Origin of the sequence: Lysobacter sp. K5869, from assembly GCF_018847975.1 — a bacterium.
Classification (GTDB): Bacteria; Pseudomonadota; Gammaproteobacteria; order Xanthomonadales; family Xanthomonadaceae; genus Lysobacter.
The window spans coordinates 3,711,695-3,735,750 of sequence record NZ_CP072597.1; the positions used below are offsets into that span (position 1 = coordinate 3,711,695).

17 protein-coding genes are annotated in these 24,056 nt (G+C 68.8%); 6 read left to right on the forward strand and 11 right to left on the reverse strand.

The window, feature by feature from the left end; all coding sequences use genetic code 11:
• Positions 1-607: 607 nt before the first annotated feature.
• The 4 genes from J5226_RS16185 (at position 608) to pbpC (ending at position 10,361) form a co-directional block, all read left to right on the forward strand.
• Positions 608-5,602, forward strand: coding sequence for an alpha-2-macroglobulin (locus J5226_RS16185; protein WP_255322823.1), 4,995 nt, complete (start codon positions 608-610; stop codon positions 5,600-5,602).
• Positions 5,599-6,669 carry a hypothetical protein gene (locus tag J5226_RS16190; RefSeq protein ID WP_215835464.1) on the forward strand — a complete coding sequence of 357 codons (1,071 nt, stop codon included), beginning with the start codon at positions 5,599-5,601 and terminating at the stop codon, positions 6,667-6,669. The genes J5226_RS16185 and J5226_RS16190 overlap by 4 nt, the downstream gene beginning before the upstream one ends.
• Positions 6,670-6,749: 80 nt before the next feature.
• On the forward strand, positions 6,750-7,832 hold the full coding sequence (locus tag J5226_RS16195) for a hypothetical protein (RefSeq protein WP_215835465.1): 1,083 nt from the start codon (positions 6,750-6,752) through the stop codon (positions 7,830-7,832).
• 135 nt (positions 7,833-7,967) lie between these two features.
• Positions 7,968-10,361, forward strand: coding sequence for a penicillin-binding protein 1C (gene pbpC / locus J5226_RS16200; protein ID WP_215835466.1), 2,394 nt, complete (start codon positions 7,968-7,970; stop codon positions 10,359-10,361).
• Positions 10,362-10,383: 22 nt separating this feature from the next.
• On the opposite strand, the gene J5226_RS16205 is transcribed toward pbpC, so the two are convergent.
• Both J5226_RS16205 and J5226_RS16210 read right to left on the reverse strand, forming a co-directional pair.
• Positions 10,384-10,770 (reverse strand): hypothetical protein, encoded by a 387-nt coding sequence (locus tag J5226_RS16205; protein ID WP_215835467.1) that lies wholly within the window; start codon positions 10,768-10,770, stop codon positions 10,384-10,386.
• On the reverse strand, positions 10,763-11,515 hold the full coding sequence (locus J5226_RS16210; RefSeq protein WP_215835468.1) for a hypothetical protein: 753 nt from the start codon (positions 11,513-11,515) through the stop codon (positions 10,763-10,765). The genes J5226_RS16205 and J5226_RS16210 overlap by 8 nt, the downstream gene beginning before the upstream one ends.
• A 244-nt stretch (positions 11,516-11,759) precedes the next feature.
• Between J5226_RS16210 and J5226_RS16215 the strand changes: the two genes are divergently transcribed.
• Positions 11,760-12,362 carry an NAD(P)H-dependent oxidoreductase gene (locus J5226_RS16215; protein ID WP_215835469.1) on the forward strand — a complete coding sequence of 201 codons (603 nt, stop codon included), beginning with the start codon at positions 11,760-11,762 and terminating at the stop codon, positions 12,360-12,362.
• 334 nt (positions 12,363-12,696) lie between these two features.
• Here the strand turns inward: J5226_RS16215 and J5226_RS16220 are convergent, their stop codons facing one another.
• Both J5226_RS16220 and J5226_RS16225 read right to left on the reverse strand, forming a co-directional pair.
• Positions 12,697-13,338 (reverse strand): ferritin-like domain-containing protein, encoded by a 642-nt coding sequence (locus J5226_RS16220; protein ID WP_215835470.1) that lies wholly within the window; start codon positions 13,336-13,338, stop codon positions 12,697-12,699.
• A gap of 109 nt (positions 13,339-13,447) precedes the next feature.
• Positions 13,448-13,924, reverse strand: a complete 477-nt coding sequence (locus J5226_RS16225; protein ID WP_215835471.1) for a peroxiredoxin — start codon at positions 13,922-13,924, stop codon at positions 13,448-13,450.
• 193 nt (positions 13,925-14,117) lie between these two features.
• Between J5226_RS16225 and J5226_RS16230 the strand changes: the two genes are divergently transcribed.
• The gene (locus tag J5226_RS16230; RefSeq protein WP_215835472.1) at positions 14,118-15,014 is read left to right on the forward strand and encodes a DnaJ C-terminal domain-containing protein; all 897 of its coding nucleotides are present in this window, start codon (positions 14,118-14,120) and stop codon (positions 15,012-15,014) included.
• Positions 15,015-15,330: 316 nt separating this feature from the next.
• Here the strand turns inward: J5226_RS16230 and J5226_RS16235 are convergent, their stop codons facing one another.
• The 7 genes from J5226_RS16235 to J5226_RS16265 all read right to left on the reverse strand — a co-directional run bounded on the left by J5226_RS16235 (position 15,331) and on the right by J5226_RS16265 (position 23,900).
• Positions 15,331-15,702, reverse strand: coding sequence for a response regulator (locus J5226_RS16235; protein WP_215835473.1), 372 nt, complete (start codon positions 15,700-15,702; stop codon positions 15,331-15,333).
• A gap of 59 nt (positions 15,703-15,761) precedes the next feature.
• On the reverse strand, positions 15,762-16,754 hold the full coding sequence (locus tag J5226_RS16240; protein ID WP_215835474.1) for a YhdH/YhfP family quinone oxidoreductase: 993 nt from the start codon (positions 16,752-16,754) through the stop codon (positions 15,762-15,764).
• Between the two features lie 33 nt (positions 16,755-16,787).
• Complete coding sequence (locus J5226_RS16245; RefSeq protein WP_215835475.1) at positions 16,788-17,105, reverse strand: GIY-YIG nuclease family protein; 318 nt, start codon at positions 17,103-17,105, stop codon at positions 16,788-16,790.
• Between the two features lie 410 nt (positions 17,106-17,515).
• Positions 17,516-18,109, reverse strand: coding sequence for a TIGR00730 family Rossman fold protein (locus J5226_RS16250; RefSeq protein ID WP_215835476.1), 594 nt, complete (start codon positions 18,107-18,109; stop codon positions 17,516-17,518).
• 122 nt (positions 18,110-18,231) lie between these two features.
• The gene (gene lpdA, locus J5226_RS16255; protein WP_215835477.1) at positions 18,232-19,656 is read right to left on the reverse strand and encodes a dihydrolipoyl dehydrogenase; all 1,425 of its coding nucleotides are present in this window, start codon (positions 19,654-19,656) and stop codon (positions 18,232-18,234) included.
• 101 nt (positions 19,657-19,757) lie between these two features.
• Entirely contained in the window at positions 19,758-20,963 is a 1,206-nt protein-coding gene (gene sucB, locus J5226_RS16260) for a dihydrolipoyllysine-residue succinyltransferase (protein ID WP_215835478.1), read from the reverse strand.
• A gap of 105 nt (positions 20,964-21,068) precedes the next feature.
• Positions 21,069-23,900 (reverse strand): 2-oxoglutarate dehydrogenase E1 component, encoded by a 2,832-nt coding sequence (locus tag J5226_RS16265; protein WP_215835479.1) that lies wholly within the window; start codon positions 23,898-23,900, stop codon positions 21,069-21,071.
• Positions 23,901-24,056 lie beyond the last annotated feature (156 nt).

Consider the following 24,056-nt stretch of genomic DNA (forward strand, 5'->3'; position numbering starts at 1 on the left):
CGGCGGTTTCGGGCGAAACCGTTGCCGCGCTTGGGGTGCGTAAATCCCGGATTCCAAAGGAGAAATGTTGAAAAAAGTAATAGTGTTTCAGTATGAATGCTGCGGTGCAGCATAAATCGAATGAATATTGGGACGCCGCAGGGGCGGTGCGGGCGGGGATTATGTGATGCCGATTTGTTTTGCGGGTCGCGGCAGGCGAATTTCCCGGTTTCTGGCCGTTTTCAATTGCCGGCGGCCCTCGGGAGAATAGCCGGGTCAACCGGCCGCCGTGACGATTTTCGCAACGATTATGAGCCGGCGGCGGGCATTATCGGAAACCGCCTGCGTACATAACCGTTGCTCATGCTTAGGGGCATAAGACAAAAATCGGAGCGGCCGCACAGATCGGTGTTCGGGCCGCGCTAGCCGCCGGGTCGCGTCGGCGCGCGACGCGCGACGAACGCGGCGCTCGCGCGCACGGCCTGCGCAAGCGCGCCCGCCGCGTTCGGCCGCGAGCGTCCGCGCCGCCCCGCGGCCGCATGCATCGCCCTCACATGCGGCCTCATCGCGCGATTACCGCGTGCATGCGCTCGTTCTATACTGCGTCGCAGTTTCCGGAGAGATACGCATGATGCGAACGAAGCCCTTGGACGGACACGCGGCAGGAGCCGCCCTCCCGAACCCAGCGTCCCCCGCGCCGTCGCGGCCGCGCCAGCGCTGGCTGCGCACCATTGCCGCGCTGCTGATCGCGGCCACCGCCGTGGTCGCCGGCTGCAAGCGCGACGGCAGCGGCCAGCTGCCGCAGGCCAGCGGCGAGGCGATCGTGGTCAAGCGCGAAGCGGTCAAGGGCTTCGCCCTGGTCGCCGCCTACCCGGACCAGAAGCGCGGCGACGAGCTCGCCATCGCCCTCGAATTCAGCCAGCCGCTGGTCGGCACCCAGGACTTCGACCAACTGCTCGCGGTGACCGACAAGAACGGCGCCGCGGTCGAAGGCGGTTGGGTGCTCGACGACGGCGGCAAGATCCTGCGCTTCCCGCACGTGGAAGCGAGCAAGGACTACACCGTCACGATCAAGCCCGGCCTCACCGCCGCGGCCGGCGACCGCATCGCCCAGGAGATCGCCAAGCAGGTCTACACCGGGCCGCTCGAACCGGTGGTCGGCTTCGCCTCGCAGGGCAGCGTCCTGCCGGCGCGCGACAGCCGCGGCCTGCCGGTGGTGTCGATCAACGTGCCCGAGGTCGATGTCGAATTCCTGCGGGTCAAGGACAAGGAACTGCCGAAGTTCTTCGCCGAATACCAGCGCGGCGGCCGCAAGGGCAGCTGGGAACTGGAACGCGACTGGGACGACAAGAAGCCGTTGTCCAAGCTGGCCGAGCCGGTCTACGTCAACCGCTTCGTGCTCGGCGGCAAGCCCAACGAGCGCGTGCTGACCTACCTGCCGCTGCAGGAGATCAAGGAACTGCAGCAGCCGGGCCTGTACTTCGCGGTGATGAAGCGCGCCGGCCAGTTCAAGGACGAATTCGAAACCGCGTTCTTCACCGTCAGCGACCTGGGCCTGCACGCGCGCGCCTACAAGGACAAGCTGTTCGTGCACGTGGCCTCGCTGGAGAAGGGCGAGGCGGTCGGCGGGGTCGAGCTGAAGGTGATCGGCGCCGACGGCGAACCGGTGCTCAAGGGTGAGACCGACGGCAACGGCAACGCGCTGCTGAACTACAAGCTCGACGCGGCGCAGGTGCTGATCGCGGGCAAGGGCAGCGACGTGTCGATGCTGCCGTTCAACCAGCCGGCGCTGGATCTGTCCGAATTCGCCGTGGCCGGGCGCGAGCAGGCCTGGTTCGACGTGTTCGCCTGGTCCGGGCGCGACCTGTACCGCCCCGGCGAGACCGTGCGCCTGTCGGCGCTGCTGCGCGATCAGGACGGCAAGCCGATCGATACGAAAGGCAAGGCGATGCAGCCGGTGTTCCTGCGCTACGTGCAGCCCGACGGCAAGACCTTCCTGGAAACCCGTCTGCAACCCGATGCGCAAGGTTACGTGCGCCACGCGCAACTGATTCCCGCCGACGCCGCCACCGGCCGCTGGCGGGTCGAATTCCGCACCGATCCGGCGAGCAAGGAAGCGGTGCAGGGCATGACCCTGCGGATCGAGGAATTCCTGCCCGAGCGGCTCAAGCTCGACCTCGGCGCGCCGGAGGTGCTGCGCCCGGGCCAGCCGTTCAAGCTCGACGTGCAGGCCGCGTATCTGTACGGCGCGCCGGCCGCGGGCAACCGCTTTACCGCCAAGATGACGGTGGCGGTGGAACAGCACCCGCTGGAGCAGATGCCGGGCTATTTCTTCGGCGATCCGACCCTGAGCCTGCCCAAGGAAGCCAAGGACGTGATCGACACGACCTTGGACGAGGCCGGCAAGCTGCAGCAGGACATTGCGCTGCCCGACGAAGCCAAGCCGGTCAGCACCATCGCCGCGATCGTCACCGGCAGCGTGTACGAAACCGGCGGCCGCAGCGTCAACCGCAGCGTCAAGCGGGTGCTGTGGCCGGCCGAGGCGCTGGTCGGCGTGCGTCCGTTGTTCGACGACAAGGACGGCGCCGACAGCAACGCCACGGTCGGTTTCGAGCTGATGCGCGTGGGCAGCGACGGCAAGCCGCGCCCGGCCAGCGGCGTGCGCGCCACCCTGGTGCGCGAGCGTCGCGACTATCACTGGAATTACGCCGACGAAGGCGGCTGGAAGTACGATTTCACCCGCCGCTTCGAGGACGTGGAAACGCGCAGCGTCGATCTCGGCGCGAACGCGTCCAAGCTCAGCTTCGCGGTGGAGTGGGGCGAGTACCGCCTCGACGTGTTCGATCCGCAGACCAAGATCACCACGCGCTATCCGTTCCGCGCCGGCTGGAGCTGGGACGACCAGAACCGCGGCCTCGACGCGCGTCCCGACAAGGTCAAGCTGGCGCTGGACAAGACCGCGTACAAGGCCGGCGACACGCTGGAAGTGACGGTCACGCCGCCGCACGAGGGCCCGGGCCTGCTGATGGTCGAAACCGACCGCATGGTCTACGTGCAGTCGATCGTCGCCAAGGCCGGCAGCAAGTTCAAGATTCCGGTCACCGACGCCTGGGAGCGCCACGACGTCTACGTCACCGCGCTGGTGTTCCGCGGCGGCAGCGCGCCGAGCAAGATCACCCCGGCGCGCGCGGTCGGCGTGGCCTTCGTGCCGATGGACCGGCGCGAGCGCAAGGTCGCGGTCGGCCTCAACGTGCCCAAGCTGATGAAACCGGAGCAAGACCTACCGGTGACCGTCAGCGCGCCGCAGCTGGCCGGCAAGGACGCGTACGTGACCGTTTCGGCGGTGGACGTGGGCATCCTCAACATCACCCGTTTCGGCGTGCCCGACGCGGCCGCGCACTTCTTCGCCCAGCGCCGCCTCGGCGTGGATTCGTACGACGTGTACGGGCGGGTGATCGAGAGCTTCGACGGCGAGACCGCCAAGATCCGTTTCGGAGGCGACATGGCGCTGCAGGCCTTGCCGCAGGCGCGCCGGCCGACCGCGCGGGTGCAGACGGTGGACCTGTTCGCCGGGCCGGTGAAGCTCGACGCGCAGGGCATCGCGCGGATCAAGCTGGCCGTGCCCGATTTCAACGGCACCTTGCGCGTGTCGGCGCTGGTGTACGCCGGCGGCAGCTACGGCAACCGCGACGCCGAGACCATCGTGCGCGCGCCGGTGCTGGCCGAGGCGAGCACGCCGCGGGTGCTGGCGCCGGGCGACAAGAGCAACGTCACCCTCGACGTGCAGAACTTCACCGGCAAGGCCGGCGAGTTCGCGGTCAAGGTCGAGGGCATCGGCCCGCTGTCGCTGAGCGACGGCGAGCACACCCTGAACCTGGGCGTGGAGGCGAAGAAGACCCTGACCTTCCCGGTGGTCGCGCGCGAGGGCTACACCGTCGCGCAAGTGCGGGTGCGCGTGGACGGCAACGGCTACAAGGTCGACCGCCGCTACGACTTGCCGGTGCGTCCGGCCTGGCCGTCGGTGCTGCGTTCGCGCACGCGCGTGCTCGACGAGATCGGCGCGATCCAACTCGGCAGCGACTTCGCCGACGGCCTGATGCCCGACTCGGTCAGCGCGCGCATGGTGGTCAGCGCGTTGCCGCCGATTCCGTTCGCCAGCGCGCTGCAAGGCGCGCTGGAATATCCGTACGGCTGCGCCGAGCAGACCACGAGCAAGGGCTACGCCGCGCTCGAACTCGACGAGGCCACGGCCAAGATGCTCGGGGTCAAGGGGATCGACGCCAAGCAGCGGCGCGCGCGCATGGAAGGCGCGTTCGGCCGGCTCGCGGCGATGCAGATTTCCTCGGGCCACTTCTCGATGTGGGGCGACGGCGATTACGTCAATCCGGCGCTGACCCCGTACGTGGTCGAGTTCCTGCTCGACGCGCGCGACGCCGGCTTCGCCGTGCCCGAAACCATGCTGCAGAAGGCGCTCAAGGCGCTCGGCGAAGACCTGCTGTCGGGCAACGCCTCGTTCTACGGCTACGATCGCCGCGAACACCTCAAGTTCGCCTATCAGGCCCATGCGGGCTATGTGTTGGCGCGGGTCAACCGGGCGCCGCTGGGCACCTTGCGCGCCTTGTACGACAACGACCGCAAGCAGAGCCTGACCGGCTTGCCGCTGGTGCATCTGGGCCTCGCGCTGAGCCTGCAGGGCGACAAGGCGCGCGGCGCGAAGGCGATCAAGGAAGGCTTCGCCCGCGATCCCGCGCAGCGTCCCGAGTACCTCGGCGATTACGGCAGCCGCCTGCGCGACGACGCGCTGATGATCGCGCTGGTGCACGAGCACAAGCTCTCGCAGCCCGAGTACGACGCGCGCGCGGTGGCGATGGGCCGCGACCTCGACGCCCGCCGCAACAGCGGCTGGCTGTATCTGAGCACGCAGGAGCAGGTCGCGCTGGCGCGCCTGGGCAAGGCGCTGATGGCCGACCAGGGCAAGCAGCTGTCGGGCCGCTGGACCGTCGCCGGCGCGTCCACCGACGCCGATCCGGCCAAGCTGATCGGCCGCGCCTTCGACTTCGCCCAGCTCGCTTCCGGCGTGAGCTTCGCGCCGAGCGGCCCGACGCCGCTGTACGCCAGCTTCGAGGTCGCCGGCGTGCCGCGCACGCCGCCGGCCGCGGACGCGTCCAAGATCGAGGTGACGCGCAAGTACTACACCACCGAAGGCAAGGAGTGGTCCGGCGGCAGTCTGGTCGAGGGCGAGGCGCTGATCGTGCAGGTCGCGATCAAGGCGCACAGCGCCATGCCCGACGCGCTGCTGACCGATCTGTTGCCGGCCGGCCTGGAGATCGAGAACTTCAACCTCGGCGACGCCAAGCAATGGGCCGGCGTGGTCGTGGACGGGATCGAGATCTCCGAGCGTTCCAGCGCCGCCGACGTCAAGCACGAGGAGTTCCGCGACGACCGTTACGTCGCCGCGCTCAAGCTCGACGACGGCCGCACCGCGCGGGTGTTCTATCTGGTCCGCGCGGTGACGCCGGGGACGTACACGGTGCCGCCGTCGCTGGTCGAGGACATGTACCGTCCGGAGCTGCGCGGCGTCGGCAAGGCCGCGCCGGCCAGCCTGACGGTGCGTCAGCCGTGACCGCGGCGACGTTCGCGGGAAGCCGCGCGCTTCCCGCGCTGGTGCGCGTGGCGTTGGCGGCGGCGGTGTTGGCCGCCGCCGGCTGCAAGGATCCCGGCGTGGCCGCCGGTGCGAATGCGCCGCGGCCGGCCGATCAGGTCGAGACGCCGGCGGTGGATCCGTCCACCGATCCCGCGCTCAACCACGGCGGCACCACGCCGCACGACACGCCGCCGCTGGCGACGCGCGATCCGCTGCTGGACCGCGCCGACGCGGCGCTGCGCAAGGCCGACCCGAACTTCGACAAATACGAGGTGAACTACGCCGTCGGCGATCTCGACGGCGACGGCCGCGACGATGTCGCGGTCGATTACGGCGTCGGCGAAGAGGGCGCGATGCATCACGCGGCCAAGTCGGTGCGGGTGCTGCTGGCGCGCGAGGACGGTTTGCAGTTGCAGCCGGACCAGACCGATGCGTTCGAGTACTGCCCGGCGGTGCGCGCGATCCGCGACGGCCGCTTGTGGGCCGACGGCCTGGAAGCCTGCATCCTGCCGTTCCCCAAGACGCTGAGCTATTACCAGTTCGAGTGGCGCGACGGCGCGCTCAAGCGGGTGTCCGAGCAGGACGCGCAGGAGCGTTCGCTCGCGCGCCTGCAGGCGATGCGCGAGGCGATCGAGGCCGGCAAGCCGGCGGCGATCGAACGCAACCTGCGCCCGGGCCCGCTGCGCGACCCGCCCGACGGCACGCAGCCGCCGCCGAACCGCGCGTTCGCCGACGCCAAGATCCGCCGCGCTTTCGCCGATACGGTCGGCATGCTGAGCCATCTGGAACTGCGCAAGCTCAACGATCGCGAATTCAGCGCCAGCTTGGTCAAGCCCGGCGCGGGCGAACGCAGCCTGCACATCGATCTGGCGCCGGAGAACGAAGGCGCCGAAGTCGAGGGCTACACTTATCCGGCCGAGGCGGTGGTGACGCTTGCGTGGCCCGACAGCAACGGCGTGGGCTATCGAACGCGCTGGTATCTGATCGAAGGCGAGCTGTACCTGGATCAAGCCGGCCAGTTCGATCCGGAAGGCGTGGAGAGCTGAGCGCGCCGCGCCCGGCGATTTTTTCGGTTTTCTTGCGGCCATTGCGACAACGGCCGCGAACCATCCGCAAGGAGCGATACATGCGTTACACCCGTTTGTCCGCCGCGCTGCTGCTCGGCCTGACCCTGGCCGCGTGCAAGGCCGGCGATAAGCCCGCCGGCGACGCGCCGGCCGCGACCGCCGGCGCCGCGGCGCCGACCGCCACCGCCCAGCCCGCCGATCCCAAGCAAACCGCCGAAGCCGCGTTCGCCGCGCTGCGCAAGCGCGTGCCGAACTTCGAGCGGCTCGGCTACGAGCATTTGGTCGGCGATCTCGACGGCGACGGCGTCGACGATGTCGTGGTCGCGTACGGCGACGGCACGCCCGACGCGGAAATGGCCACGCTGAAGAAGTGGGCCGCGATCATGAGCCGCCCGGGCGGCCCGGAACTGCTGCCGGCAGCCGACACCGCCGACGACTGCGTGTTCCTCGGCAAGATCGCGCAGGGCAAGCTGTACCTGCAGGTGCCCGACATCTGCACCGCGGCGCGGCCCAAGACCACCGAGTACCTGACCTACGCCTGGAACGGCAAGACCTTGGCCCAGGTCGCCAGCGAAAGCGTCGAAGCGCGCATCCAGCAGCGTATCGGCGCGCTCGCCGACGCGTTCGCGCGCAAGGATAAGAAGACGATTCTCGACGCGTTCAAGTTCCCGATGCCGGCGAATCAGGTGCCGGTGTACGGCACGCCGCTGGGCGACGAAGCCGAGCGCAACAAAGACACGATCGACCGCGCGATGGCCGAGCGCCATTTCGAGGACCTGTTCCCGGCCCAGCGTCTGGCCGACTACGCGCTGCTGCTGAGCCAGACGCGCGGGCTCAAGCCCGTCGACGACGAGGAAGGCGGCAAGACCGCTTACGGCCAGCGCCCGCAAGGCGACGAGACCGAGTGGTTCGAGGAACGCGTGGATTGGGATCCGGACGAAGACCGCGACGAAGAGAACAAGGACATCATCCAGGCGCGCATCGACATCAGCGGCGGCATCGGCAAGGACGTGAAAGCCGAAGCGCGCACGCTCGGCGAAGTGCTCGACCGCGAGAAGGCCAGCCGCCGCCAGTACGAAGAGATGCGGTTGTTCCTGATCGACGGCGAGCTGCGGATGCTGCTGCCCAACGGCGCCGGCTGAGTCGCGCCGGCCGTCTTGGCGGGAGGGACTTCGGTTCCGAGGCTCGGGCCCGGTTCGCGGCGAATCCGCTTCGCTTAGCCGCGATCCGAAAGCGACGCCTCGGCGTCGAAGCTCCTCCCACGACCTGAAGTTCCGATGCCGTCTTCTCCCGCCGCCGCCCAGCCCACGCCGCGCGCCCGCCTGCGCCGCGCCGCCTTGTGGGCGGTCTTGGCGCTGGCCTCGCTGGCGACGCTGGCGATGCTGCTCGATCTCGCGTTCCCGCTACCGCTGCCGCGCGCGCGCGACGCCGGCGCGGTCGTGGTCGCGCGCGACGGCACGCCGCTGCGCGCCTTCGCCGACCGCGACGGCGTTTGGCGCTACCCGGTCGAGACCGCACAGGTCTCGCCGCTGTACCTGCAGGCGCTGTTGAACTACGAAGACCGCTGGTTCTGGAAACACCGCGGCATCAACCCGGTGGCGATGGCGCGCGCCGCCGCGCAGTGGCTGCGCAGCGGGCGGGTGGTGTCGGGCGGTTCGACCTTGACCATGCAGGTCGCGCGCATCCTCGACGCCGAGCCCGGCGAGCGCCGCCGCAGCCTGTGGGCCAAGAGCCGGCAGATGCTGCGCGCGCTGCAGCTCGAAGCGCATCTGTCGAAGGCGCAGATTCTCGCGTTGTATCTCAACCGCGCGCCGTTCGGCGGCACCGTCGAAGGCGTGGAAGCGGCGAGTTGGGCGTATCTGGGCAAACCGTCGTCGCGTCTGTCGCACGCCGAGGCCGCGCTGCTGACCGTGCTGCCGCAATCGCCGAGCCGGCTGCGCCCGGACCGCGAGCCCGAACGCGCGCGCATCGCCCGCGACAAGGTGCTCGCGCGCATGGCGCAGTTGGGCGTGTGGACGCGCGCGCAGGTCGCCGACGCCAAGGTCGAGCCGGTGGTCGCGCGCTCGCTGCAGCCGCCGCGCTTCGCGCCGCTGCTGGCGCAGCGCCTGCGCTTCGCCAATCCGCGCGCGGGGCGGGTGGTGTCGACCATCGACCCGCAGTTGCAGCGCACCTTGGAAGACCGCGTCGCCGCGTACTTCTCGACCTTGCCCGAGCGCACCTCGGCGGCGCTGCTGGTGATCGACAACGACACGCTGGAAGCGCGCGCCTACATCGGCTCGGTGACCTTCGGCGATCCGGCGCGGCTGGGCCACGTCGACATGGTCCAGGCCTGGCGCTCGCCGGGCTCCACGCTCAAGCCGTTCCTGTACGGGCTCGCGCTCGACGACGGTTTGATCCATTCGGAAAGCCTGTTCGTCGATGCGCCGCAATCCTTCGGCGGCTACCGGCCGGGCAATTTCGACACCGCGTTCAACGGGCCGGTCGGTGCGGCCAGCGCGCTGCGTTTGTCGTTGAACATTCCCGCGGTGGATCTGCTCGACCGGGTCGGCCCGCTGCGCTTTTCCGCGCGGCTCGCCCACGCCGGCATCGATCTGCAATGGCCGCGCGGCGCGCAGCCGAATCTGGCGATGATCCTCGGCGGCACCGGCGCGCGGCTGGAGGATCTGGTCGGCGCGTACGCGGCGTTCAATCGCGGCGGCATCGCCGGACGCGTGCGCTATCAGCTGGATGCGCCGAAAACCGAGCGCCGCTTGTTGTCGCCGGGCGCGGCCTGGATCGTGCGCGAAATCCTCGAAGCCAATCCGCGTCCCGGCAGCGTCGAACAAACCTTCGACGCCGGCGGGCGCCCGCGGGTGGCCTGGAAGACCGGCACCAGCTACGGTTTCCGCGACGCCTGGGCCTTGGGCAGCACGCGCCGCTACACGGTCGGCGTGTGGGTCGGCCGGCCCGACGGCACGCCGTTGCCGGGCCAGTACGGCGCGGTGACCGCGCTGCCGCTGCTGTTCGAGGTGGTCGACAGCCTGCCGCGCTTGCGCGGCGACGCGGTGCCGTTGCCGCCGCCTTTGAGCGTGCGCCAGATCGAGGTGTGCTGGCCGCTGGGCCTGCCGCCGGACCCGGCGCAACCGCAGCTGTGCCAGCGCCGCCGCGAGGCGTGGACGCTCGACGGCTCGGTGCCGCCGACCTTCGCCGAGCGCGACGCGCGGCTGTGGAGCGCGGGCGTGGAGCGTTACGAGGTCGATCCGCGCAGCGGCCTGCGCCTGTCGGCCGAGTGTGCGCGCGAACACGGCCGCGAACCGCGCGCGTTGGCGCGCTGGCCGGCGCTGGCCTCGCCGTGGCTGCCGGCCGACACGCGCAAGGCCTCGCGGCTGCCGCCGCTGTCGCCCGATTGCGTCGCCGACGGACGCGACGCCAGCGAGGAGCTGCGCATCGAAGGCATCGACGACCTCGCCACGCTCGCGCGCGCGCCCGGCAGCGCCGCGCCGCTGCGCTTGTCGGTGCGCGCGCTCGGCAGCGACGTGCGGGTGCGCTGGCTGCTCGACGGCCGCTGGATCGGCGAAAGCGACGGCCGCGGGCGCTTCGATTACGACTTCGGCGAACCCGGCGAACACACGCTGACCGCGTTGGCCGATTCCGGCGCATGGTCGCGGGTGCGGTTCAAGGTGCTGCGCTGAGCGGCTTTCGCCGCGGCCGCGATCAGTCCGGCGAATACGGCGGCGGTTCGATCTCCGCCTCGAGCCCGCTGCGCGCCAAGGCTTGCGCATAGCGTTCGGCTTCGATCGCGGTCAGTTCGGTCAGGCCGCCGTCCTCGCGCAAGGCGCGCAGCAGATCGGCGGCGGCTTGCCCGCTTTCGGCGGCGAGACAAGCGGCGGCGCGCAGGGTGTCGGCGTCGTTGCGATGTCGCGGCGCGAGTGCGAGGCGGTGACGCATCGCGACGATTCGCGCGAAGTCCGGCCGCGTGGTGACGGCGGACAGGCCGCAGTGCAGGCAGGTCACGATCAGGCTCAGGCCTTCGGTGCGCGAGCTCATCGCGCCGTTCGCGCGCTCGCAGAACGTCAGGCAGGGCGCGGCGGTTTCAGCCATGCGCGTCGCGGTACGCGGCGATCACGTCGCCGATGGAATCCGCGCCCGGCACGCTGCGCGCGCCGACGAATCCGAGCGCGGCCGCGATCAGCGCGAGCAGCAGGAACGGCACGGCGGTGCGGCGCAGCGCGGTCGACAGCCAATGCTGCGCCTCGATTCCGCGCAGGCGCCGGTACAGTCCGCCGGCCAGGGTCACGTCGAGCAGCACTTCGGCCATCAGCGCCGGCGCGGACCACAGCGCGAAGACCGTCGCCAACACCGCGGCGGCCAGGGCGATGATCGCGACCACGATCCAGCCGAAGACGTCGGCGTCGTCGAGCGAGGGGATGTCCCAATCGCCGCCGCCGCTGCCGGAGCGCGGCAACGACGGCGAAGACGGCGCGTCGTAGCTGGCGCTCGCGCCGCCGCCGCCGCTGTGGCCGCCGCTGCCTTGCCAGTCCGAACGCGACGACCGGCCCGAGCCGCCGCCGAATTCGGGCAGATCAAAGTCGAAGTCGGAGTCGGATTTCTTGTGCCCGTGGCTGCGCGCCCAGCTCCACAGCAGCAGCAAGAACGCCGCGTAGGCGATGCAGGCGGCGAGGGGATAGCGCAGGGCCATGCTGTGCACGCCGGCGTGCAGCAGGCCGAAGGAGGCCAGGAAGCCCGCCGCGCCGGTCAGCAGCACGATCAGGCTCATCTGCAGGCGGGGCCAGTGGTCGCGTTCCAGGCGTGCGCGCAAGCGCGCGATTTCCATATCTCGGCTCATGGCGGCGAGTGTAGGCGCGCGTCCGGGCGGCGACGCAAGCCGGTCTGGAGCGGTGGCGGGGGAATGGTTCAGTTCTCGTGCGTTGGGTGCTGGGCGGCGACACGCGCGGTGTGCCGGTGTTGCCGATGCGTTATCGAGCGTAGGCAGGGCGGAAACCAGGCCGCGCGGTCGCCTTGACAGGGCTGGATACGAAAAGTAGCTTACGATTAGTAAGTTACTTTTCGTAATTAATCTCGGAGCCGCCATGCACGCCCTGATCGTCCTAGCCCATCCCGACCCGAAGTCGCTGACCCACGCCGTCGCCGCGTGCGTGGGCGAGGGCGTTCGCGCCGCCGGCCACAGCGTCGAGTTGGCCGACCTCGCCGCCGAAGGCTTCGACCCGCGCTACGGTCAGGCAGACCACGACGCCTACCGCGAACTCGCGCCGCTGCCGGCCGACGTGCGCGCCGAACAGGCGCGGATCGAGCGCGCCGATGCCGTAGTCCTGGTCTATCCGGTGTATTGGTGGTCGATGCCGGGGCTGCTCAAGGGCTGGGTCGACCGGGTGTTCTCCAACAACTGGGCCTATGCGACGCGCGACGGGCGCGTGGTCGGCCAGTTGCAGCGTTTGCGCGTGCATCTGCTCGGCTTGGGCGGCGCGGACGAGCGCAGCTACGTCAAGCACGCTTACGACGTGGCGATGAAGACGCAGATCGATCACGGCGTGTTCGATTACTGCGCCGCGTGCGTGGTCAGTTCGACGATTCGTTTCGATACGCAAGAGCCCGACGGGCGGGCGCATTTGGATGCGGCGTTCGAGTTGGGGGGCGGGGTGTTCGGCGAACGGGAACGTTGCCGCGCGGCGTGAGCGGGCCGCGACGGCGAGTGGGGTTTTCGTCGTGGGCGGAGTGTTGCGGTCGCGGCTTACGCCGCTCCTACAGGGCGAGGCCGTAGCTGCGATTCTCTGAGCGGGCGGTGTGGGGTTTTCGTCGTGGGCGCGGTGTCGCGGTCGCGGCTTGCGCCGCTCCTACAAGGCGAGGCCGTAGCTGCGATTCTCTGAGCGGGCGGTGTGGGGCTTTCGTCGTGGGCGCGGTGTCGTGGTCGCGGCTTGCGCCGCTCCTACAGGGCGAGGGCGTAGCGACGATTCCGGCTGTAGGAGCGGCGCGAGCCGCGACCGCGACGCCACGATTACGACGCGGGCTTCAACGCCCCGTCCACCCATCGAGCATGTCCGCCAATTCGTCGGCATGCTCCTCTTCCTGCGCCAGGATGTGCTCCATCATGCGCTTGGTCGTGGTGTCCTGGTCGCCGAGGTAATCGATGATCGCGCGATAGCTGTCGATGGCGATGCGCTCGGCGATCAGATCCTCCTTGACCATGTCGCGCAGATCGCTGCCTTCCACGTACTGCGCGTGGGCGCGGCCGCTGAGCACGTCGGGATTGAGGTCGGGTTCGCCGCCGAGCTGGACGATGCGTTCGGCGATCAGGTCGGCGTGCGCCTGCTCTTCGTTGGCGTGTTCGAGGAATTCGGCCTTGATCGAATCGGCCATCAGGCCGCTGGCCATGAAGTAGTGGCGCTTGTAGCGCAGCACGCAGACGATTTCGGTGGCCAGCGCTTCGTTGAGCAGCCGCACCACGGTGTCGCGGTCGGCGCGGTAGCTGGCGGTGATCGCGCCGTTCTCGATGTGCCGACGGGCGCGGGCGCGGATGGCGTCGAGGTCGGCGACGAAGGCCGAGGATCCCGCAGCGGGTTTGCCCGCGGACGGTTTGTTCGACGACGGCTTGCTGGAGGCCGGTTGGGCGGCCGGCGCGGCCGCGCGCTTGCTGACGGGCTTGGTGGACATGGCGTCTCCTGGCGGGTCGGGGAAGGGGCGGTTACCTCATGCGGATGAAGTGGAGAAACGATCGGTCGGCCGGGCCCGCGAACGGGCCCGGCCGCGGAGCGGACGCGGATCAGACTTGCTCGAGCATGTACTCGGCCGAAGACACGCGGTATTCGCCGGGTTCTTCGACGTGCAGTTGCTTGACCACGCCGTTCTCGGCGTACAGCGCGAAGCGCTTGGCGCGGGTGCCCATGCCGTAGGCGCTGGCGTCGAGTTCCAGGCCGAGCGCGCGGGTCAGGTCGCCGTTGCCGTCGGACAGCATCAGCATGCCGTCGGGCACGTGCTGGCTCTTGGCCCAGGCCTGCATGACGAAGGGATCGTTGACGGCGAGGCAGGCCACGTCGATGCCCTTGTCGCGGAACTGCTGGAAGTGCTCGACGAAGCCGGGCAGGTGCTTTTCCGAACACGTCGGAGTGAACGCGCCGGGCACCGCGAACAGCACGGCCTTGCGGTCGTCGAACAGGGCGCGGGTATCGACCGTCTCGATGCCGTCGGTGATGCGCTTGAGCGCGACTTCGGGCAGGCGGTCGCCGACCTGGATGCTCATGGGATTCTCCTGGGGTGAGGGTGAAGTCTAGGAAGCCGGGACTAAACTTTGCGTCAAGGCGGCTTGAACGGACGGTTTGGCGGCCTCTTGAAAAACCGCGCAACGCCGCCATGCTGGAAACCTTAATGATGCGTCAAGGCGGCCTGTGCGGACAGCGCCGCGCTTGGCGCTTGCGCCGTGGGAGCGAGCATCGATGCAGTTCAAGGACTATTACGACACCCTGGGCGTGGAGCCCAGCGCCGGCGAGGCGGAGATCAAGACCGCTTACCGACGTCTGGCGCGCAAGTACCACCCCGATGTCAGCAAGGAAGCGGGCGCGGAAGAGAAGTTCAAGGCCGTCAACGAAGCCTACGAGGCGCTGCGCGATCCGCAAAAGCGCGCGGCCTACGATCAGCTGCGCGCGCGCGGCTATCGCCCCGGCGACGAAGTGCAGCCGCCGCCGGGCGGCTTCGGCGGCGGCCAGGGCGGCGTGGATTTCGAGGAGATCTTCGCCGGCGGCGGCGCGGGCGGCGGTTTCAGCGATTTCTTCGAGACCTTGTTCGGCCGCGGACGCGCCGCGCCCGGCGCGGGCGGCTTCGGCCAACGCGGCGCGCCGCCGCGCGGCGACACCCGGGCCAAGCTGGCGGTGTCGCTGGAGACGGTCTACCAAGGCGGGCAGGTGCGCATTTCGGTCAACCACAAGACGCTGGACGTGCGCGTGCCCAAGGGCATCCGCCCGGGCCAGCTGATCCGCCTCGCTGGCCAAGGCGCGCACGGCGATCTGTTGCTGGAAATCGAATACGCCGCGCATCCGCAGTTCGAGGTGGACGGGCGCAACGTCATCCACGTGCTCGAACTGGCGCCGTGGGAAGCGGCGCTGGGCGCCGGCGTCAGCGTGCCGACCCTGGGCGGGCCGGTCGAACTGAAGATTCCCGCGAACTCCGAAGCCGGCCGCAAGCTGCGCTTGCGCGGCCGCGGCTTGCCGGGCACGCCGGCCGGCGATCAGATCGTCGAGTTGGAAGTGTTGGCGCCGCGCGCGGACAACGACGCGCAGCGCGAGGCCTACGAAGGTTTGCGCGCGGCGTTCGGCGAAGACTGGCGGCGCGATTGAGCCGACGGACGGGGCGCGTTTCGCGCCCATGAACGGGCGCGAACGGCGCTGAGCGGCGGGTTTGCGCGGCAAGTGCGCGAGCGTTCGCGCGCGCATCGCGCGGTTCGCGAAGCGTATACGCCAATGCGGCGATGCGCGGCGCGTTCCGCGAGCGCGTCGTAGCGACTGCGAATCGTCGCGCTGCGTTCGCTGCGGCGAACAGAGTCCGTTGATCGGCCGCGGGCGGCTTCATCGCTTTCGCTCACCCCAAACGCAAGAATCCCGGCTTTCGCCGGGATTCCGCAGGCACTGCGCGAGCGCGGCGAACCGCGCCGGTTCAGCCGGCCGAGGGCAGCAACTGGCCGATGATCTCGGACAGGTCCGTCTCGCTGAACGGCTTGGTGATGTACGCCTTGGCGCCCTGGCGCATGCCCCACACCCGGTCCGTGTCCTGGTCCTTGGTGGTGACCAGCACGATCGGGATGTGCTTGGTGGTGGCTTCGCGGCAGATCGAGCGGGTGGCCTGGAACCCGTTGAGGTTCGGCATGACCACATCCATCAGGATCAGGTCGGGCAGCTCGCGCTTGGCGGCCTCGACGCCGGCGGCGCCGTCTTCTGCGGTGAGGGCCTCGTGGCCCAGCTTCTCGACGATGCGACGGATGCCCATCAGCTGGGACGGCGAATCGTCGACGATCAAAATACGCGCCATATCTTTCCCCTGGAACTTGCGGCCGATTGTAGCGACGCGCCGCGCGGCTGCAATGCCAACTAGATCACGACCAGGGTCCGGCCCAGCGAGCCCCCGGCCAGCATGCCCGGAAACGCCTGCGGCAGCTCGCTCAGCGTCACTTCGCGGGTGCAGATGCGGTCCAGGTGCGCGGGCTTCCAGTCGCTGGCCAGACGCTGCCAGATCTCGTCGCGGATCGCGCGCGCGGTGCCGGCGGAGGCCACGCCCAGCAGCGACACGCCGCGGATGATGAACGGCATCACCGTGGTGCCCAGATCGTGGGTCGCGGCGAGGCCGGCGGTGGCGACGTTGCCGTAGGGCGCGGTCTGCGCGAGCAGGCTGGCGAGCATCGGCCCGCCGACGTTGTCCAGGCCGCCGCCGAAGCGCGCGGATTCCATCGGCCGTGCGGTCGCCAGCGCGTCGCGGCCGAGCACTTCGCTGGCGCCGATGGACTTGAGGTAATCGGCCTGTTCGGCCTTGCCGCTGATCGCGTGCACCTCGAAGCCGGCGCGGCTGAAGATGTCGACCGCGAGCGAGCCCACGCCGCCGGTGGCGCCGGTGACCGCGAGCGGGCCGAGTTCCGGCGCCTGACGGTTTTCCAGCATCCGGAACAGCGCCAGCGCCGCAGTGAAGCCCGCGGTGCCCAGCACCATGCTCTCGCGCAGGCTCAGCCCGGCGGGCAGCGGAATCGCCCAGCGCGCTTGCAGGCGCGCGTACTCGCTGTAGCCGCCGTCGCGGGTCTCGCTGAGGCCGCAGCCGGTGACCAGCACCGCATCGCCTTCCTTGAACTTGGCGTCGCTGGAGGCGACCACGTGCCCGGCCACGTCGATGCCGCCGACCAGCGGAAACGAACGCAGGATCTTGCCTTCGCCGGTGCCGGCCAGCGCGTCCTTGAAGTTGATCGAGGAATACGCCGTTTTGATCACGACTTCGCCGGGCGCGAGATCGTCGATCGACACGGATTCCATGCCGCTGCGGTAACCGGCGGCGTCGTTGTGGATGCGGAAGGCGTTGAACGCGTGGGGGACGGTCATGCGGGAATCGCTCCTGGAGCGCGCCGTCGCGGCTCAGCGCGCGGACGGGGCGGAAGCGTCGATGATAGCGGAGTAGAGGTCGCGCCAATGCGGGTTGGCGGTCTCGATCAGCGCCAGTTTCCAGGCGCGCTTCCAGGATTTGATGCGTTTTTCGCGGGCGATGGCCGACTGCATGTCGGGATGCAGTTCGTACCAGACCAAGGCGTGCGCACCATAACGGCGGGTGAATCCTTCGACCGCATCGTTGCGATGTTGCCAAATGCGTTGGATCGGGTCGGACGTGACGCCGACATACAGCGTGCCGCGCGGCGCGCTGGCCAACAGATAGACGCAGGGGGTTCGGGTTCGCATCCATGCGAGCTCCTAAAGGACGTCGCCTGATGAGAACACGCGGCGAACTGTTGCGAGCGAGCGCAAAGGCGGGCGCGGCGGATTCCTACTTGCGGTGCGCCGATAGTCCTACCCGGTTCATGCATTAGGTCGGCGTCGTCCTGCGTTTCCATCGCAATTCGTTCGGCAATGAATTGCCGGCGTTCTCTCATCCCATCATTCCGGCGAAAGCCGGAATCCATTTTGCTCTTGCTCTTGCCCTTGCGCCGACAGGCGAAAAGCAACGGCAAAATCAAAATGGATTCCGGCTTTCGCCGGAATGACGGGGTTAGGAGGGATTCGGGGAGTTAGGAGGATGCGGCGAGTTAGGAGGGATGCGGCGAGTTAGGAGAAAGCGGGAAGCGGATGGGGGCGTGCAAGCCGCTTGCGCCTCACCGCAACGCGCTGCGCCGCTTCTCGTCCATCCACTTCGACGACGACGCCGGCTCATAAGCGCGCATCCACGCCAGCATCGCCTCGATGTCGTCGCCGTGCCACAGGTCGCGGCGCTGGTCCGGGTGCAGGAAGCGCTCGTCCACCATCCGGTCGAGCATGCCCATCAGCGGCGTATAGAAGCCGTCGATGTCGAGGAAGGCGCAGGGCTTGTTGCCGATGCCGAGCTGGCGCCAGGTCAGCATCTCGAACATTTCGTCGAGGGTGCCGAAGCCGCCGGGCAGGGCGACGAAGCCGTCGGCGAGGTCGAACATGCGCTGTTTGCGCTCGTGCATGGAGCCGACGATCTCCAGCCGGGTCAGGCCACGGTGGGCGACTTCCCAGTTGACCAACTGCTCCGGGATCACGCCGATGGCTTCGCCGCCGGCTTCCAGCACCGCATCGGCGACCACGCCCATCAAGCCGACGTTGCCGCCGCCGTAGGCCAGGGCGATGCCGTCGCGGGCCAGGCGGTAGCCCAGGGCCATCGCGCGGTCGGTGTAGATCGGCTTGGAGCCGGAGTTGGAGCCGCAGTACACGCAGATCGTCTTCATGGTCGTCGTCGCCTTCTCGGTTTTTGTTTTTGTTGTGGGTGCCGCGGGCGGCCGCGCGATCGCCGCCGCCGAAACGAAGAACGGCGCACCAGGTGCGCCGTTCTCGTTGCCTTGCGGGCCGATCAGTTGGCCTTGTGGATCGCGCGCTTGTCGACCGCCATCGCCGCGTCGTGGATCGCTTCCGACAAGGTCGGGTGGGCGTGGCAGATGCGGGCGAGGTCGTCGGCGGAACCCTTGAACTCCATGGTCAGCACGCCTTCGTGGACCAGCTCGGAGACGCCGACGCCGACCAGATGCAGGCCCAGCACGCGGTCGGTTTCGGCGTGGGCGATGACCTTGACGAAGCCGGCCGGCTCGCCCATGGCCACCGCGCGGCCGATCGCCGCGAACGGGAAGCTGCCAGTCTTGTACGGCACGCCGTCGGCCTTGAGCTGCTGCTCGGTCTGGCCGACCCAGGCGATTTCCGGCTCGGTGTAGATCACCCACGGAATGGTGTCGAAGTTGACGTGGCCCGGCAGGCCGGCGATCAGTTCGGCCACCGCGATGCCTTCCTCGAAGCCCTTGTGCGCCAGCATCGGGCCGCGCACGCAGTCGCCGATCGCCCACACGCCGTCGACGCCGGTGTGGCAATGCGCGTCGACTTCGATCTGGCCGCGCTCGTTGAGCTTGACGCCGGTGCCCTCGGCCAGCAGGCCCTTGGACGCGGCGCGGCGGCCGACGGCCACCAGCAGCTTGTCCACGACCAGTTGCTGGTCGGCCTTGCCGTCGTTGTAGGTCAGGTGGACCTCATTGCCCTTGATCTCGGCCTTGGAGACCTTGGCGCCGAGCTTGATGTCCAGGCCCTGCTTCTTGAATTCCTTGGCCGCGGTCTTGGCGACTTCGGCGTCGGCGGCGGCGAGGAAGTCCGGCAGCGCTTCCAGGATGGTGACTTCCGAACCCAGGCGCTTCCACACGCTGCCCAGTTCCAGGCCGATCACGCCGGCGCCGATCACGCCCAAACGCTTCGGCACTTCGGTGAAGTCCAGCGCGCCGACGTTGTCGACGATCTTGTCGCCGTCGAACTTGGCGAACGGCAGTTCGATCGAATCCGAACCGGCGGCGATGATGACGTTGGTGCCCTTGAGCTCGATTTCGCTGCCGTCGTGCTGCTTGACCTTGACGATGTTGCCCGGGTGCAGGGTGCCGAAGCCGTAGTACGGCGCGATCTTGTTCGCCTTGAACAGCATCGCGATGCCGCCGGTGAACTGCTTAACGATCTTGTCCTTGCGGCCGACCATGGTCGCGACGTCGATCTTGGCGTTGTCGGCGCTGATGCCGTGCTCGCCGAACAGGTGCTGCAGGTTCCAGAACTGGCGCGAGCTGTCGAGCAGCGCCTTGGACGGGATGCAGCCCACGCGCAGGCAGGTGCCGCCGAGGGCGGGCTTGCCGTCCTTGCCGAGCGCCGCGTCGATGCAGGCGGTCTTCAGGCCGAGCTGGGCGGCGCGGATGGCGGCGTGATAGCCGGCGGGGCCGGCGCCGATGACGACTACGTCGAATTGTTCGCTCATTCTTCGCTCACGGGAATGGGGAATGGGGAATAGGGAACTGAACAGACGGGCCGCGGCAGGGAACCCTCAGTTCCCCAACCCCGCTCCCGCTTTTCCGCTTTTTACATTCCCAACAGCATGCGATGCGGATTTTCCAGCTGATTCTTGATATCGACCAGGAACAGCACCGCGTCCTTGCCGTCGATGATGCGGTGATCGTAGGACAGCGCGATGTACATCATCGGCGCGGCGACGACCTGGCCGTTCTCGACGATGGCGCGCTCCTTGATGGCGTGCATGCCCAGGATCGCCGACTGCGGCGGGTTGACGATCGGGGTCGACATCAGCGAGCCGAAGGTGCCGCCGTTGGTGATGGTGAAGGTGCCGCCCTGCAGGTCTTCCAGCGCCAGCTTGCCGTCGCGGGCCTTCTTGGCGTAGTCGCCGATGGCCTTTTCGATGTCGGCGAAGCCCAGGCGCTCGACGTTGCGCAGCACCGGGGTCACCAGACCCTTGTCGGTGGACACGGCGATCGAGATGTCGGCGTAGCCGTGGTAGATCACGTCGTTGCCGTCGACCGAGGCGTTGACGATCGGGTGGCGCTGCAGCGCGTTGGCGGCGGCCTTGGCGAAGAAGCTCATGAAGCCGAGCTTGACGCCGTTGGCCTTCTCGAAGGTCTCGCCGAGTTCCTTGCGCATGGCCATGACCTTGCCCAGGTTGACTTCGTTGAACGAGGTCAGCATGGCGATGGAGTTCTTCGACTGCATCAGGCGCTCGGCGATGCGCGCGCGCATGCGGGTCATCGGCACGCGCTCTTCCGGACGCGCGCCCGCGGCCGAACCCACGCCGCCGGACTTGGCGTAGTTGAGGATGTCTTCTTTGGTCACCGCGCCCTTGCGGCCGGTGCCTTCGACCTGCGCGGCGTCCACGCCCTGGGTGTTGGCGGCGAAGCGCGCGCCCGGGGGCAGTTGGTCGTTGGCCGACGCGGCGGCGGGCTTGGCGGCTTCGGCCTTGGCCGGAGCGGCGGCCGCGGCGGCGGCCGGAGCCGGGGCGGCTTCGGCCTTGGCGGCCGGAGCGGACGCGGCGGCAGCGGCGCCGGCCTCGACGATCGCGATCAGCTGCTGGCTGGTCACGGTCGCGCCTTCCTCGAACTTGATTTCCTTGAGCACGCCGTCGACCGGCGAGGGCACTTCGAGCACGACCTTGTCGGTTTCGAGGTCGACCAGATTCTCGTCGCGCTTGACCGCGTCGCCCGGCTTCTTGTGCCACGTGGCGATCGTGGCGTCGGAGACCGACTCGGGCAGAACGGGGACTTTGATCTCGGTGCTCATGGGGCAGGCATCCTGGAGTGCTTGAAGGTTGGAATAGCGAATCTTGAGTGTTCGGCGAAGCGCCGGCGCCGATGCGGCGCCGGCCTTCCGCGGCGAGCCGGCGCCTTATTCGGCGCTGGACTCCCCGTGCAGCGAATTGACCAGCGCGTCGGCGACCAGCTTGGTCTGCTCGGCGACGTGATCGGCCAGGTGACCGGCCGCCGGCGACGGCGAACGGGCGCGGCCGGCGTAGTGCAGGGCCTGCTTCGGCGCCAGGCACGCGGTCAGGTGGTGGCGGATCTGGTACCACGCGCCCTGGTTCTGCGGCTCTTCCTGGCACCACACCACGTCCTTGGCGCCGCTGAAGCGCTTGAGCTCGGCGGCCAGGGCTTCGCGCGGGAACGGGTAGAGCTGTTCGACGCGGACGATGGCGACGTCGTCCACGCCGTCCTTCTGCGCCTGTTCGAACAGGTCGTAATAGACCTTGCCCGAGCACAGCACCACGCGCTTGACCTTCTTGACGTTGGCCGCGGCGTCCGGGATCAGGTGCTGGAACTCGCCGTTGGCCAGTTCGTCCAGCGTCGACACCGCGAGCTTGTGGCGCAGCAGCGACTTCGGCGTCATCACCACCAGCGGCTTGCGCGTGCTCATGCGCATCTGCCGGCGGATCATGTGGTAGGCCTGGGCCGGCGTGGTCGGCACGCACACCAGCATGTTCTCCAGCGCGCACAGCTGCAGGAAGCGCTCCAGGCGCGCCGAGCTGTGCTCGGGGCCCTGGCCTTCGTAGCCGTGCGGCAGCAGCAGCGTGAGCCCGCACAGGCGGCCCCACTTGGCTTCGCCCGAGGACAGGAACTGGTCGATCACCACCTGCGCGCCGTTGGCGAAGTCGCCGAACTGCGCTTCCCAGATGTCCAGGGTCATGGGATCGGCGGTCGAGTAGCCGTATTCGAACGCCATCACCGCTTCTTCCGACAGCAGCGAGTCGATGATGGTGACGTCGGACGGATTGCTGACCAGACGGCGCAGCGGCATGACGTATTCGTCGGTGCTCTGCTCGTGCAGGATCGCGTGGCGGTGGAAGAAGGTGCCGCGGCCGCTGTCCTGGCCGACCAGACGCAGCTTGTAGCCTTCGCTGATCAGGGTGGCGTAGGCCAGGTTCTCGGCGAAGCCCCAGTCGCCCGGCTGCTCGCCGGCCGACATCTTGCGGCGGTCCTCATAGATCTTGGCCACGCGCGGGTGCAGCTTGACGCTGTCCGGGATCGCGTTGATCTCGACCGCCAGCTGGTCGAGCTTGGCGCGGTCGAAGGTGGTGTCGACCGGATCGCTGAGCTTGCCCTGCAGGTACTTCGACCAGTCGATGGTGAACTCGTCGGGCTTGACCTCGACCAGCTCGGTGGTGACCTCGCCGGCGTCGAGCTTGTTGCGGTAGCCGTCGACCAGCGCCTGCGCGTCCTCGGCCTTGATCGCGCCTTCGCCGACCAGCTGCTCGGCGTAGAGCTCGCGCGGGGTCTTGTGCTTGCGGATGATCTGGTACATCAGCGGCTGGGTCGCCGCCGGCTCGTCGGCCTCGTTGTGGCCGTGGCGGCGGTAGCAGACCAGATCGATGACCACGTCGCGGCCGAAGCGCTGACGGAAGTCCAGCGCCAGCTCGGCGCAGAACACCACCGCTTCGGGGTGGTCGGAGTTCACGTGCAGGATCGGCGCGCCGACCATCTTGGCCACGTCGGTGCAGTACAGGGTCGAACGCGCGTCCTGACGCTCTGACGTGGTGAAGCCGACCTGATTGTTGATGACGATGTGCACGGTGCCGCCGACGGCGAAACCGCGCGCCTGCGACATCTGGAACAGCTCCATGCCCACGCCTTGGCCGGCGAACGCGGCGTCGCCGTGCAGCAGCACCGGCAGCACCTGGGCGCGGCCGTTGTCGCCGCGGCGGGTCTGGCGCGAGCGCACGCTGCCGGCGACCACCGGGTTGACGATTTCCAGGTGCGAGGGGTTGAACGCCAGGGCCAGATGGACCGGGCCGCCCGGCGTGGCGACGTCGGCGCTGAAGCCCATGTGGTACTTCACGTCGCCGGTGTGGGCGTGTTCGTCGTGGTCGAACTTGCCTTCGAACTCGTCGAACAGCTTGCGCGGCGGCTTGCCCAGGGTGTTGACCAGGACGTTGAGGCGGCCGCGGTGGGCCATGCCGATGACCACGTCCTGCACGCCTTGCTCGCCGGCGCGGCGGATCGTGGTGTCCATCAGCGGGATCAGCGCGTCGCCGCCTTCCAGCGAGAAGCGCTTCTGGCCGACGTACTTGGTGCCCAGGTAGCGTTCCAGGCCGTCGGCCGCGGTGAGGCGCTCGAGGATGCGGGTCTTCTGCTCGGCGCTGCGGCCGAACTTGCCGCCGGCCGCTTCCAGGCGCTCGTACATCCAGCGGCGCTGTTCGGCGTCGGCGATGTGCATGAACTCGGCGCCGATCGGGCCGGTGTAGGTGGCCTTGAGCAGGGCGACGAGGTCGCCGAGCTTCATGCGCTCCTTGCCGGCGACGCCGCCGGTGGAGAACTCGACCGACTGGTCGCTCTCGGACAGGCGGTGGAAGCCCAGCGCCAGATCCGGCGCGTCGGGCTTCTGCAGCAGGCCCAGCGGATCGATGTCGGCGGCGAGGTGGCCGCGCGAACGGTAGGCGGTGATGACCTTGCCGACCATGCGCTCGCGTTCGTCGCTGCCCGAGGAGGCGCCGGCGGCGGCGACCGCGCCGCGCGCGGCGGCCTTGCCGGCCGCGGTGATGCTTTCGATCGCGGCCGAGTGCGGCACGTCGCCGGCTTCGCGGCCCTTGAAGCCGTCGAAATAGGCTTTCCATTTGGGCCCGACGCTGTCGGGATCGACCAGGTACTGCTCGTACAGGTCTTCGATGAAGGCGGCGTTGGCGCCGAGTTGCGAGGACTGCGAGAACTGCTTCAGGAGACTGTCCACGATGGCTATCGGGAAACTCTAGGGGACGGGAGTGGGGTCGGCGCGCGCGGGCAAGGCGCCGGGCGCAGACAAGGCTCGGAATTATAGCGGCAGTGTTAAGCGCAAAGGCATAACTACTTACGTCTATGTGGCGGTTTTGGTTCGATTTCCGGTGCC